The organism is Archaeoglobus sp. UBA230, assembly GCA_002507545.1.
In the GTDB taxonomy this organism is placed as follows: domain Archaea; phylum Halobacteriota; class Archaeoglobi; order Archaeoglobales; family Archaeoglobaceae; genus Archaeoglobus.
In genome coordinates, this window is sequence record DAVR01000012.1 from 1 (window position 1) to 13,491 (window position 13,491).

Consider the following 13,491-nt stretch of genomic DNA (forward strand, 5'->3'; position numbering starts at 1 on the left):
CAAATTTTTTGGGACTATACAGCGAAAATACTACACAAATCATTTAAAATTAACTCAGCGTGGTTTTTGATTATCTCTTCCAAATTAATTTCAGCGTACCCCCTTTCGGTCAACTCGTTGATAGACTCATCAAACAAGTTTAAATTTGTATGTTCTGCATAAAAGGGGGCTACCGATGGATCAAGGATTCCGTAAAGACAATAAGCTGAATATGTCTTACCAGTGTTATTTGGTCCTATATAAATCGCCAAGGGTTTTAAATCAATCTCTCCACTTTTTAGATTCCCCAAATTGCTAAACTTAACTTTCATATTCTATCACCACGTTAGCTGCACAAAAATTATGGGGTTGTAGGTTTATAGTTTTTCTCTTATACCTAAGGATTATTTTTTCCAACCCGAGAAAATATAGGAGAAGAGAACTGATGGAGAGCAACTTTCCAAAAATGTCTAAGAGCTCGCAACCTACTACTCAGATTTTCCCGGAATGTCTGCATTTTTCAAATTTGGACTTGATTGAATAGGACCCTAAGTTCCTATAAACTTCTTTAAGCGATTCTATAGTAATCCTGAAAATTGCCTCCTATGTTCGTATTAATAAAGCATTTTTGCTTCATAATGCTCTTTCTTTAGCTCATCAATGTTTATCCTTCTTTCTGGAAGTTCATCAAGCAATTTCTCTAATTCTTCCAAGGAGTTTCTACTCCTTCCAACAACTTTCAGAAGCTCTTCGATGGTGGCATCATCCACCCAGTCTTGAACCTCAATTCGAACAACTTTCATTATGCTAAATCTAGTTATCCAGTTTTGCAAACCCTTCCTTGCAAAAGCCTTTATAAATATTCAAGCAAATTTTGAAACGAGATGTCCGCTCAGCTCACTGAAGAGTACATGGTCGAGAATCATGCGATAAATGCTCTCAGGAGTTTGGGATACGAATACATTCACGGCTCCAATCTTACTCCTGATAACGGAGAAAGGGAATCCTACAGAGATGTTATCTTAAAGAACCGTTTTATCAACGCCATTAAGAGGTTGAATCCGTGGCTTGATGACGATCATGCAGAAAATGTTTATCAGCTCGTCTCAAACATAGATCATCCAGATCCTGTAATGAGAGGAAAAATGTTTTACGATATGCTGACTTCTGGTGTTAAGTTCACATTTAAAGAGAATGGAGAAGAGAGAACCCGCCTTGTAAAGCTGGTTGATTTCTCAAATCCTAAAAACAATGAATTCCTTGCAGCAAATCAATTTGAGGTTGAATACTACTACGAGCATGGGAGGTTCAGAATACCCGATCTTGTTGTGTTTATAAACGGCATTCCACTTGCAATTTTCGAGTTTAAAGGTTTTAATTCAGGAAATACTGCAAAAGATGCCTTCAACGACCACAAAACCAAAATGAATGACATTCCGCAGCTTTACCAGTATGCACAAATTCTGGTTGTAAGTGATGGTCTCGAAACAAAATACGGCTCCCCTACATCTGACTGGGAACGCTTTTTCGTCTGGGAGGGGATAGAGAGCGATGATGACGTTGAGGTTCTCGAATTCGAAGATGATTCTGGAAAATATGCAATTTACAGATGGAGGGGCAAGGAGTTAACAAGCCTTGACGTCCTGCTGCTTGGTTTATTCAACAAAGAACGCTTTCTCGAATTTATTGAAGATTTCATCATCTACGACAAATCGGGGAAGAAGCTGATCAAGATTATCGCCACATACTATCAGTTCTACACCGTAAAAAAGGCCGTTGAGAGGACTACTCAGGCTGTAATTTATGGAAGAAATCCTGAGGAGAGAAGAATCGGTGTTGTTTGGCACACTCAGGGTTCTGGTAAATCGTTAACTATGCTCTTTTACGCCAAAAAAGTAATAAAAATCCCAGAACTCGACTACCCATTACTCATATTTCTAACAGACAGAAGAGAGCTTGATGAACAGCTTTATGGGGTTTTCGCAAACGTTTTTCCTATTGCAAAACACGTTGAAACGATTGAGGACCTCCACAATACTGTCAGGGAGACCAGAGGCGGCATAATATTTGCTACTATCCAAAAATTCGGAAGGAAATCGAAGGAAGAAGAATATCCTCTACTTACGGAAAGGAAGAACATAGTAATTATAGCGGATGAGGCCCATCGCAGCCACTACAGGCAACTTGCCGAAAATTTAAGGAGGGCAATCCCAAACGCCTCTTTCCTCGGTTTTACAGCTACACCAGTAGATTATGAAGATCGATCAACAACCCTTGTTTTTGGAAATTACATCAGCGTTTACTCCATCGAGAAGGCGAGAAGGCACGGTATTGTTGTTCCGATCTATTACGAATCCCGCTTATCAGAGCTACACTTAACGAACGAGTTCATAGATCTCGAATTTGAGGAAATATCTGAGAGAGTTACGGCAGATCCAGAAGAAAAAGAATCGATCAAGAGGGCTTTTGCAAAACTTGAAAGGATCATGCTTACCGACAAGTATATTCAGAGCGTTGCAAAAGACATTGTCGAGCATTTCAACAAGAGATTGGAAGAGTTTGATGGAAAGGCAATGGTTGTTACTATTAGCAGGAAAGTGGCTGTTGAACTTTACAAGAAAATAATCGAGCAACCAAACTCGCCGAATATTGCAGTTGTAATGTCTGGTAGCAAGTCAAAAGATCCAGAGGAGTTTCACGAGCACATAAGAACTGGAAAGCAATTGAAAGAACTTGCTGATAAATTCAAGGATCCCGAATCTGACTTAAAAATGGTCATAGTTGTTGATATGTGGCTCGCAGGTTTTGATGTTCCTTGCCTCCATACAATGTATTTCTGGAAACCCATGAAGAACCATTCCCTCGTTCAGGCTATTGCAAGGGTAAATAGGGTGTTCAAGGATAAACCGGGAGGACTGATTGTTGATTATATTGGTATTGCAGACAATTTGAGAAAATCCCTATCAAAATACGCTTTAGAGCAGATAAAAGAAACTCTCACGAACATAAACGAAGTTCTTGCTTTGTTAAAGGAGAAGCACGATATTCTTTGCTCATACTTTGCTGGTTTGAACTTCAGAAAGTGGAAGGAAATGAAGCCCGAAGAACTTTCGAGGTTAACAGCACAGGCTTACGAGAGAGTTGCAAGAGATGAAGAAACAAAAAAGAGATTTGTAAAGAATTTTGTTGCTCTAAAGAAACTTTATTTGCTTGCATCCCCACATCCTGATGCTATTGCCGTCAAAGACGATCTGGCATTCTTTGAGATGATCAAAAAGATGATTGTGAAGTACTCAGTGAGGAAAAAGAGAGAAATATCAAGAGAGCTCGAGGGAGAAATCACAAAGCTAATATCTAAAAGTATTGTTGCGAAAGAACCCATTGATGTGTTCGATTTGCTAAAAAAGGAAAAACCTGAGATTTCTCTGTTATCTGAAGAGTTTCTTAAAGAGCTTGAAAACCTCGAATATAGAAGTTTAGCTGTAGATTTACTGTTAAAAATATTGCACGACAGGATAAGAGTTAAAATGAGAATCAACCCATGGAAATTCAAAAGTTTATACAAAATGCTGAACGAACTAATTGAGAAGCACAATACAAAGATAATTGAGGTTTCAGAAATGATCTCAAGGCTTGTCGAGATTGCAAGGGAAGTAAGAAGGGCAGAAGAAGAAGGAAAGCAACTTAATATGAGTGACGAGGAGTATGCTTTCTACTCTTTACTTCTTTCATATCCAAATCTTCCAATTAGAGATAGGGAAAGAATTGAGGAAATAGCAAGAGAATTGGCAAATCATCTCTCAGGATATGTAAAAATCTCGGAATGGAAGAGAAAGGAATACATGAAAGCAAGAATAAAAGCTGAAGTCAAGCGTATTTTGATGAAGAAAGGTATCAAAGATTATAGTGTTATCAACGAGTTATCAAAATTGATTGTTGATCATGCAGCGGTGATGAGTTGATTTTAGTATTGATTTGTTGAGTCTGCTGATTTTACGTTGATTCGAGTAGATTAATCAATGAATCAATTGTTTTTTATGTTGATTTTGGCTGATTTTGATAGTACTATATGTTGACTGTGTTGAGTTGAAGGTCGATTCAACATTGATTTTTGTTGATTCAATTTTGGAGTATGTTGAATCCATGTTGATTTAACTCGGATTTTACATGAAACTGAGTTGATTCAATGTTTAGGTAATCAACAATCCAAGTTAATTTCTTAGATTGATTTTTACTCTTGATAAATTTTTGAGTATTCCAAAAGCCGGTCAAATTTGATAAAATACTGCTAACAAACTATGATCAGAGACTTTTTCTGTGGCTTGATCAGTAGGATTCAGTTCTAAACAGCACTTTCCCTCCTCACCTTCCTTATCATACTACGAATTGCTTTTTTCCCCAATTCCAGCCCAAAATCGCTTATCTTATCCTGAATTTCTTCTATTGAATCTCCTGCCTCATACCTCCCGGTAGCATAGGTTTTTATGCTGCCTTTACTCTCCTTTTCTTCCTTAACTTCTTCTGTAGGTTTGAATGCTTCCCTGTAAATCCCGTATTTCTCCCTTAGCTCCTTTTCAGGAACGAATTTGCTCAGGTAATTAAGAATCCTATCGGCATTGACTTTGAGAATTAGATCCGTATTACCCCTTATTGGCTTTAAGGTTTCCAAGAACCCGCCATTTATCAGAAAATCGTGCAGATACTTCTTTATCGTTCTTTTATCGATCCCGTAATTGTCAACTATGTAATCTTTTACGATAGAATAAAGAACCTCTGCTGGGTAGTTTTTGAGTAGCCATACTAACAGCTTGATGTGCTTCTTGTTTGGTTTTGAAATCATGTGCTCAAATTCTTGTGTGTGTGCATTCTGAGAATCTTTAAGGTAAGCCTTCATAGCTCTTGATATCTCATCACCCAAATATTTGTGGAGAGTTCCGTATTTCGAGAATACATAGTTCTTGAAGGCTTCCCAAATTTCTGGATCGACATGAACTCTTATTTGAACTTTATAAGTCATTTAAACCACCCTTCTAACTTCATTGGAAATCGTGAAAAATACAAGTTGGAAGATCGTCTTACGTAAAATCCATGCAAGTTAGGGATAAATGCTCCAAACTTGGGGACTTTAGCCTTATCTTGCAAAATATGTATTAAGTATAATAGAGGATCTATGCATCTTACTCCCCAACTTACATCATTTGAACCTCTAATAAAAATTCTGGGGGCTTTTTCAAATAGGGTTATAGGTGTTTTTCCTCGATGTGCACACACATTTTGCGACATGCATGCTCTGCATACTAAGATCACCTTGATTTGATATCCAAAAGTAGAATTCACCTACCCACAAATAAAGCCCCAGAAACCGAACAAATTCTTTCCCCCCAACTTACTTCATTTATAGAGGCTAAAACATAGGATGCTTCATCATTGTTACTATCCCTCTCAAGTTTCTCAATCTTCCTATCAGATAGAGATAGCAGGAAATGACAGTTCATTTGAAGATTTACAGGATAATATTGGTAGATACTCAACTTTCTCCTGAATTCTTTGAGTAGTATGTGTTGTGAAACATCCAGAGGAATACAATCTTGATAAAACTTACCCTTTCCATTTATCCGTCCAAATCCAACTAATAGAATGCCACTCTTATCTATAACCACAACCACCCTATTTATGGTTAGTACCTCCCCTTTAACAGCGTCTATGCATAACTCTGTAACCTCTTGGCTTATGAAACTCTTTGCAAAATTAATTGCCAGTAAAGTACGATCATTCTCTTTAACTGAAAATTCTTTTACATTATGCCAATTACTATCTTCTACTTTTCCCAATCCAAAATCTGCAGCCATGAAAAAGAGCGTATTTGAAACCTTAATAATATTTTGGTCGGTATAATGTTAAATCTATAGTAGGATTACAACATATTTTTAGTAAAAATTGTTAAGGCCAACTTTAAAGAAGTGTTAAGCTGAGGCTCCCCCATCACGAAATCTTAATAACCTAACAACGCCTATTACGTTCATGCACGAACGTTTACGAACGTATGATGGATCAACATTTAGAGAGGAGCTTTCGCCCAAAAGAGCAAGAGAACTAAAAGATTTGCACGTTACGATTTCTAAAGAGAACTATATATTTCTAAAAGAAAATTTCAGAGGGAAGATTTCAGAGACTATCGATAAGCTTGTGGACTTTTTGAGGACTGGAAACCCCATAGAGATTCAGATTTTAAAAATAGAAGGTTTTAGTGGGCTCGGCCCGATTCGAACGGGCGACCTCCTGCGTGTGAGGCAGGCGTCATAACCACTAGACCACGAGCCCCATGATTATCCAGCAGCCGCATGTTTATAACATTTACCCAGTCTCGTATTACCCACAACTATTTTATTACCAATATCAAAGGAAATCCCTGATGATTCTGATAAAGAATGCAAAGGTTCTAACACCCAAAGGTGTGGTAGAGGAAAACGTTCAGATTGAGGAGAACAGAATTTCGTCTATCGGAAAAAGCGTTGATAAAAGCGATGTCGTAATCAATGGAAAAGGTAAGGCACTAATCCCCGGCTTCTTCAACACCCACACCCATGCTGCAATGACTCTGTTCAGGAGCTACGCCGACGACATGATCTTGCAAGAATGGTTGGAGAAGAAAATATGGCCTTTGGAGGCTAAACTGGACGATAAAGCAGTTTACTGGGGGACGAAGCTTGCGTGTGTTGAGATGCTAAAAAGCGGCACCGTCTTCTTTAACGACATGTACTTTTTCCCTCCAGCCGTTGCAAAGGCTGCCGAGGAGTGTGGAATAAGAGCCTGCGTTTCAGCAGCCTTCTTCGACTTCTTCAACCCCGATTTGCTGGAGGAGAACTTGAAGAATGCGGTTAAGAATCTTAAAGAGATAGAGAAATACGATGTTCTAAGGGCGATAGGCCCGCATGCAGTCTACACAGTAAGCCTTGATGGGCTGAAGAGGGCTGCAGAAATAGCAGAGGAAATGAACATCTTTATCCATTTCCATCTTGCAGAGACGGAGAAAGAGGTGTTAGACTTCAAAAAGCAGCACGGAAACTTAATCGTTAGAACCCTCGACGAGATGGGATTTTTGAGTAAAAGACTGATTGCAGCCCACAGCGTATGGCTTGAGGATGCGGAAATAGAGCTACTTGCAAAACGTGGAGTTTCGGTAGCTCATTGTCCTGTGAGTAACATGAAGCTCTGCGTTGGGAAGGCGATTAGGTATGGGGAGATGAAGAATGCTGGGGTTAACTTCACGATTGGCACGGATGGTGCAGCCAGCAACAACAACCTTGACATGTTTGAGGAGATGAAGTTCGCTGCATTACTGCAGAAATTCTACTACAGCGATCCTACCCTGATGAAGGCGGAAGAAGTCTTTGAAGCCGCTACGATAAATGCTGCGAGAGCTTTCAATCTTAAATCTGGGGTTGTGAAGGAAGGATATCTCGCTGATCTTGTTCTGATCAATCTCAAAAAGCCATACATACAACCTGAGCACGATCTTGTAGCAAATCTTGTCTATGCTGCTTCATCAGGCTGTGTTGACACCGTTATTGTTGACGGAAAGGTGGTAGTTGAAAGTGGATATTTCATGGGTGATGAAGGTAAGGAAATTGAAATAATGGAAGAGGTGGCGAAAATTGCTTCAAAGCTTACCAGTTGAGAACTATCGTCCAGCTTATATACCAGCTTGAGAAGGTGAGAAAAGCAATCCCTACCCAATCCTTACCCTCAAGATTTACTCCAATTTTTGGAAGCACGAACTTCTGGATATAGATCATGAAGACCAAAATTATTATTCCAAAAGCGTCTCTCTGTCTTATCTCTCCCGTTGCTGCGAACGATAGCAGTCCTGCAATCACTCCAAAAATAATCGGGACAAGTACTTTCTTCAGCTCCTTAGCCATGTCATACTCTTCCTCTTGCACTTCCGGTTTCTCATCAGGCCTCTTACCTTCAGCCACGTTATCACCTGAAACTTGGGCGAGTGGATAAAAACTTTGGTAATGGTAACGGCATGAAAGGCTTACCCTCACACTCTTTTTTAATCCTTTCCACAAGCTCCTTGGCAGTTACCTCAACCCTCTTCTGCTCTTTTTGCGTTGATTCAGATCTTATCGTTACAGTAAGTTTTCCGCTCTCCAGTTCTTTCTCACCAAGCACAGCAATGTATGGTATCCACTCCGTTTGCGCATCTCTTATTCTTTTTCCGAGAGTCTCGTTTCTATCATCTATGTCTACTCTCACACCTCCTCTCTCTATTTCTTCCGCAACTTTCACTGCAGCATCAACAAACTTTTCACTGACGGGAATAACTCTCACCTGCGTTGGACTCAGCCAGACTGGGAGCATTGGTAGTTTCCCCTCATCCATCATAAACTTTGCCTTCTCAAGCAGTGCATACATTACCCTCTCAACCGCCCCGCTGACGGAGCAGTGAAGGATGTAGGGGTATCTTTCCTTCCCATCGGCGTCAACATAGGTTATTCCATATCTTTCCGCATTCTCAACGTCAATCTGCACTGTTGAGAGGGCTGAGGCTTTGTCAAGGGCATCAACAAAGTTGAACTCGAATTTTAGAACGAAATAGAAGAAGCGGTGGTCCCACATCTCGATTAGAATGGGCTTTTTGAGGACATCAACAAGACTGTGAACGAAGTCTTTGTTCTCCTCGTAGAAGTCCTTGGTAATTCTGATGGCAACCTCATAGTCCTTTGCTTCAATCCCGATTTCATTAAGAACTTCAACAGAAAGTCTATACTGGTTGAAGAACTCCTGCATCGCCTGCTCCATGTCCTTTGCAACCGTGTGCATATCGGGCATTGTGAACGCTCTCAGCCTTCTCAAACCGACAAGCTCACCTCTCTGCTCCTTCCTGAAGGAATATCGTGTTAACTCGTAAATTTTAAGCGGGAGATTTCGGTAGGTTATGGTTGAGTTAGAAAGCATTAAAAACTGCCCAAAGCAGGCTGCGAACCTCAGAAAGAACTCCCTCTTGTCTCCCTTTATTATATACTGTCTCGCTGGGAATCGTTCGAGGTATCTCCTCAGAGTTGGGTGGTTTCGGTCGTACATTATCGGCGTTTCAACCTCCATTGCACCGTACTCTATGCACTTTCTCGTTATATACTGTTCAAGGAGCGTCTTAATCAGCCTGCCCTTGGGATAATACCTGATGTGACCTGAGTCACTTGCCGACTCGTAATCGGCTATCTCAAGCCTTTTCATGTATTCAACATGTGGGGGGACAACATCTACTGCTCTCCTCTTGGCTATCTCGTAGTTCACAAACTTCCTCAAGTTCTCATAACCTGTGAAATCAAATTTCTCTACCTCAACAAGCTGTTTTTCTGGTGTAAGTATATACCAGTAGCTTACAACTCGTTCCTCTTCATCTCTAAGAGCTTGTGTAACCTCCGCCTCCGCCTCACCACCGATCTCCCTTGAAAGCTCGCTAAGTGGATGACCTTTACATGAAATCTTAAAGGCTTTATACCAACCAAAGGGTGAGCGATGAACTTCAAAATCGGAAAGCTCAGCTTCAAGCCTCTTCAAAAGATTAACAGCTGTTTCAGCATCAGCCAAATTGGATGAAAGGTGGGCATAGGGATATATCATTACCCTCTCAGCGTTGACTTTCTTCGCAACATCTCTTATAGCCTCTGCAGCCCTCTTAACAACGTCCTCGTTATCTCCCTTTTCAACAGAGGTGAAAGCCACAAGAACTTCTTCGACTCTCTCACCCTTTCCATCAAAAGGCTCAGCAAGCTTCGTCTTCTTTTTCACCTCATACTCCATGTAATCAGCGTGAATTAACAGTAGCTTCATGAAACTGCCATTGAGGTGGGAATAATAAAGTTTTCCGATTAAAGTTGGGTGCAAATCAAAAAAGAGTAAAAAATACTTAATCCTCGTAAACTAAGGCGTTGGCAACAAGCTCGCTTACACCGGAGAAGCGCATATCGAGCTTGTAGTAGTTTATTAATTCTCTGAACTGTCCTTTGCAGTTGGAGCAGATTGTGGCAACTATCTTCGCCCCAGTCTGTTTAAGCTGTTCCACCTTCACTTTGCCGTAGGTCTCCATTCTGAACTTCAGGAAGTCATCCTTAGTCATTATCGCGAAACCACTCCCTCCACCACAGCAGTAGTTCCACTCTCTGTTCGGATACATCTCTCTGAAGTCCTTACAGGCAGCCTGAAGAATTCTTCTCGGCTCTTCGTAGATACCTCCCGTTCTTCCCCATTTACATGAGTCATGGAAGGTAACCGGTTCTGGGTTCTTCTCCTTGTCGAGCTTCAGCCTCTTTTCTCTGATGAATTGGTCGAGTAGTTCCATCCAGCTTATTACTTTGAACGGTCTCTCCTCTGGCGGGATCAAATCTTTGGCAAAGTGGGCGAGTGCGTCGTATGCATGGCCACACTCTCCAACAACTAAATACTCGACATCGAGCTTCTTAGCCGTTTCCACATGTGCTTTCATAACTCTAACCAAATCTTCATCACTGTAGAACAGCCCATAGTTGACCACATCGTTCACACCAGTTCTTGGGGAATTTAAAGTCCAGTCCTCTCCAAGATAATTCATAATTTCAACAATTCCCTGTACGGTTTCGGTGAAGGCAAGGTAGTCTCCGGCGTTGTTCATTATCAGATACTTTGCTCCCTTCTTATCAACTGGAATTTCAACTTCTATACCCTTCTCCTCTTCTATGTCTTCCTTGATGAATTCAAGGATATCCATGAAAGCCTCATAGGGCACTTTCGGAGCGCTGCCATACTTCAACTGATTCTCTACACCATTCTCTTTCAGCTCATCAGGAACAATCCCAATGTCCGCAAAAATCTTTCTGGCTTCCCTCGTTATCAATCCGTTATCGAGACCAAACGGACAGGCGAGAGCACATCTTCTACAAACCGTGCATCTGTAAACAGCCTCTGCTAAGGCATTGATATCCTCCTCTGTTGGGTCTTTTGCTCCGACAAGTGAGCCGAATAGCTTTCCAGTGAGAGTAAAGTGCTTCTTGTATATCTTTCTCAGCATATCTGACCTGTAAACTGGGCTGTAGATTTTCTTTCTACCGCTGCCTATATACGTTGAACAAGCTTCTGCACAGGTACCGCACTTTGTGCAAGCTTCGAGTGTAAGCTTGTACGGGAGAAGGAAAGGCCAGTTTTGTTTACTTAGTGATTTTTTCATCGCTTCTAGAAACTTTTCTTTCTTCGGTTCATCAGGGCGGAGGATTTCGTCAGACATCGCCCTGTAATCATCAAAAACTCTTCTCCATTTGGGAATTTCAACAACCTTTTCCTCCGTCTTTTCAATGGTTCTTTCCTCAACCATTTATATCACCTCGGGTAGATGTGCCTCTCATCCAGAACCACCTTCTGGCCGAAGAGGATAGCAATTGGATGTATCAACGTCTTGAATGGCAAGTACATCATGTAAATCTGCGCTAAGGTGATGTGCACCAGGAAGATCGGGTGTGTTGGCGGATCAACGGGAGAGAGTGTTAGAATACCTCTAACCCACAACCACATGTGCTCGTGGTCCATTATACCTCCGATTCTCAGATAGGCACCGATTGTAAGAGTTGCCATCAGCAGAATCAATGCGAAGTAATCGGCGAAGGTAGAGTCAACCTTCGTTTTGGCCATGTCAATCCTTCTTATGAAGAATCCAATCGTTCCGATAGCAGCAGCTATACCGGCAGCGGCACCGAGATAGTATTCTACTGGACCGAGGGACGGAAGTAGGATATACTTTGCGTGGAAGCTCAGGCTGATTATCAGACCAATGTGGAATAGCATTGCGAGAATCCATACCGAAATGTCAACTTTTCTCGGTCCTGGCAACACAAAAATCTTTTTCACTATTCCAATCAGTATATCCACAGTGTTGTGTTTCGCTGGGAATAGTGCCCACACTACTGGCCTCGGTATTACCAACCATTTGACAAAATTGTAAACAAGAGCCAATGTCATCACTGCTAAAGTTATGTAGGGCAAAATGTTCGCAATAAACCATGCTAATTCTCCTGCCATTGCTTTTTCACCTCCAACGCAATTTTTTCAAGTATTCCACTTATAAAGTTTTTCCAACTATAAGAAATAGAATTAAAATAAAATTTAAATAACTAAAAAAATAAATTTTGAGCTAATTATTTTAAAACTTTAACACTTAATTAATCTAATCAAGGATGTTTTTGACTATTTAACTTTATTTCTAAAAAATCTTGTCCTCTTAAAACTCACACAATAGCTTTGTTGCGTAAGTTTAAACTATAAGGAATGACATATTTATAAAAGATAAAAATTTAATTTTTTTACTATAATTATTAAAAACACTGGAAAATTTTAAATAATTCAAAAGACAAAGATTTATTGGTGATAAGGAGGTGGTCATATGATTTGGATACAGATATTAGCGTATTGTGGAATTGGAATTTTTGTATTGGTTACAGCTTTGAAATTCTTGAGATATTCACTGATGCCGCTACATTTAAGATGGGAACTTTATCCAGTACCGCATGAGAAATACAAAGCAGAACACGGTGGGAGCTACTATGAGGAAACGGAATGGTGGAAGAAACCTATGGAAACCTCCTTCATTGGAGAACTGAAGGAAATGTTGCTCGAAATGCTATTCATCAAAAGAGCCTTTGAGTACAACCGCCCGCTCTGGTATCTGACATTCCCCTTCCACGCTGGTATTTACCTGATGCTTCTGTGGTTTGTGCTGATCTTTGCCTCAGCTGTCCATTTCGTGACTGGCTTTGGGATTGACACAACCTCTATAGCATCACTCGTGTTTCCGGTAGGTGTGGCCCTTCTGACCTTCGGCAGTGCGACTCTGTTTCTGAACAGAGTTATTGACAGGAAACTTAGAACTTATAGTTCAATGGCTGATTACTTCAATCTTCTGTTCATCCTCGCTGTTGCCGTTACGGGAATAATAGCTTGGAGAGTTGATACGGATTTCTCATATGCTAAATCCTTTGCTGTATCTCTAATTACCTTCTCTCCGGCTTTAGGTCTTCCGGCAAGTGTGGCACTGCATACAGCATTACTTTCTCTGCTCGTTGCATACATTCCATCTACTAAAATGTCTCACTTTATTGCGAAGTACTTCACATATCACAAGGTCCTCTGGGAAGATGTTCCAAATGTAGGAACTTCTCCGATCAGAGACAAAATAAGAGAGGTTTTGAGCTATAAGGTGAAATGGTCTGCTCCTCATATAAGAGAAGAGCTCACGTGGGCCGAAGAGGCTACAACCCTTGAGCCGGTACTTGAGATTAGGGCAGTTAGTGAAAGGAGGAGAAGGTAAAACTGAGGTAAAGGGGATGCCAGACTACATCTTTAATTCTATTTCTTTTAAAGAATTTTGCGAGGTTGATAAGCAGTTACTCAGGCTTAGACAGAGAGATTTGCTCCACATACCCTTTGTAGAAGAGCCCGAGTTTACAGAACTGGAACCGGACTGGAACAAGAAGTACG

At 40.7% G+C, this 13,491-nt stretch carries 11 protein-coding genes and 1 tRNA gene; 3 read left to right on the plus strand and 9 right to left on the minus strand.

Annotation, left to right across the window (positions count from 1 at the left end; genetic code table 11):
- Positions 1 to 14: 14 nt before the first annotated feature.
- A complete protein-coding gene (locus BP688_RS03170) occupies positions 15 to 311 on the minus strand; it encodes a hypothetical protein (RefSeq protein ID WP_290597913.1) in 297 nt (98 codons plus the stop codon).
- A gap of 282 nt (positions 312 to 593) precedes the next feature.
- Positions 594 to 782: a hypothetical protein gene (locus BP688_RS03175; RefSeq protein ID WP_290597912.1), complete on the minus strand. Its 189-nt coding sequence runs from the start codon at positions 780 to 782 to the stop codon at positions 594 to 596.
- An 81-nt stretch (positions 783 to 863) separates the two neighbouring features.
- Here BP688_RS03175 and BP688_RS03180 point away from each other — a divergent pair, with 81 nt between their 5' ends.
- Positions 864 to 3,941: a type I restriction endonuclease subunit R gene (locus BP688_RS03180; RefSeq protein WP_290597911.1), complete on the plus strand. Its 3,078-nt coding sequence runs from the start codon at positions 864 to 866 to the stop codon at positions 3,939 to 3,941.
- A gap of 380 nt (positions 3,942 to 4,321) precedes the next feature.
- Here the strand turns inward: BP688_RS03180 and BP688_RS03185 are convergent, their stop codons facing one another.
- From BP688_RS03185 to BP688_RS03195, 3 genes are all read right to left on the minus strand, one after another.
- Positions 4,322 to 4,996, minus strand: a complete 675-nt coding sequence (locus BP688_RS03185) for a hypothetical protein (protein ID WP_290597910.1) — start codon at positions 4,994 to 4,996, stop codon at positions 4,322 to 4,324.
- Positions 4,997 to 5,312: 316 nt separating this feature from the next.
- Entirely contained in the window at positions 5,313 to 5,828 is a 516-nt protein-coding gene (locus tag BP688_RS03190) for a hypothetical protein (protein WP_290596074.1), read from the minus strand.
- Between the two features lie 399 nt (positions 5,829 to 6,227).
- Positions 6,228 to 6,300: transfer RNA gene (locus tag BP688_RS03195), tRNA-Val, on the minus strand.
- A gap of 91 nt (positions 6,301 to 6,391) precedes the next feature.
- Here BP688_RS03195 and BP688_RS03200 point away from each other — a divergent pair.
- On the plus strand, positions 6,392 to 7,657 hold the full coding sequence (locus BP688_RS03200; RefSeq protein ID WP_290596075.1) for an amidohydrolase: 1,266 nt from the start codon (positions 6,392 to 6,394) through the stop codon (positions 7,655 to 7,657).
- Here BP688_RS03200 and BP688_RS03205 read toward each other — a convergent pair.
- The 4 genes from BP688_RS03205 to BP688_RS03220 all read right to left on the minus strand — a co-directional run bounded on the left by BP688_RS03205 (position 7,647) and on the right by BP688_RS03220 (position 12,036).
- The gene (locus BP688_RS03205; protein WP_290596076.1) at positions 7,647 to 7,958 is read right to left on the minus strand and encodes an EMC6-like membrane protein; all 312 of its coding nucleotides are present in this window, start codon (positions 7,956 to 7,958) and stop codon (positions 7,647 to 7,649) included. The two genes, BP688_RS03200 and BP688_RS03205, sit on opposite strands and share 11 nt — an antisense overlap.
- Positions 7,959 to 7,962: 4 nt before the next feature.
- On the minus strand, positions 7,963 to 9,822 hold the full coding sequence (locus BP688_RS03210; RefSeq protein WP_290596077.1) for a threonine--tRNA ligase: 1,860 nt from the start codon (positions 9,820 to 9,822) through the stop codon (positions 7,963 to 7,965).
- Positions 9,823 to 9,898: 76 nt separating this feature from the next.
- Positions 9,899 to 11,335, minus strand: a complete 1,437-nt coding sequence (locus BP688_RS03215; RefSeq protein WP_290596078.1) for a (Fe-S)-binding protein — start codon at positions 11,333 to 11,335, stop codon at positions 9,899 to 9,901.
- 5 nt (positions 11,336 to 11,340) lie between these two features.
- Positions 11,341 to 12,036 carry a respiratory nitrate reductase subunit gamma gene (locus tag BP688_RS03220; protein ID WP_290596079.1) on the minus strand — a complete coding sequence of 232 codons (696 nt, stop codon included), beginning with the start codon at positions 12,034 to 12,036 and terminating at the stop codon, positions 11,341 to 11,343.
- A 361-nt stretch (positions 12,037 to 12,397) separates the two neighbouring features.
- Between BP688_RS03220 and BP688_RS03225 the strand changes: the two genes are divergently transcribed.
- Positions 12,398 to 13,321, plus strand: coding sequence for a respiratory nitrate reductase subunit gamma (locus BP688_RS03225; protein ID WP_290596080.1), 924 nt, complete (start codon positions 12,398 to 12,400; stop codon positions 13,319 to 13,321).
- Positions 13,322 to 13,491: the final 170 nt, after the last annotated feature.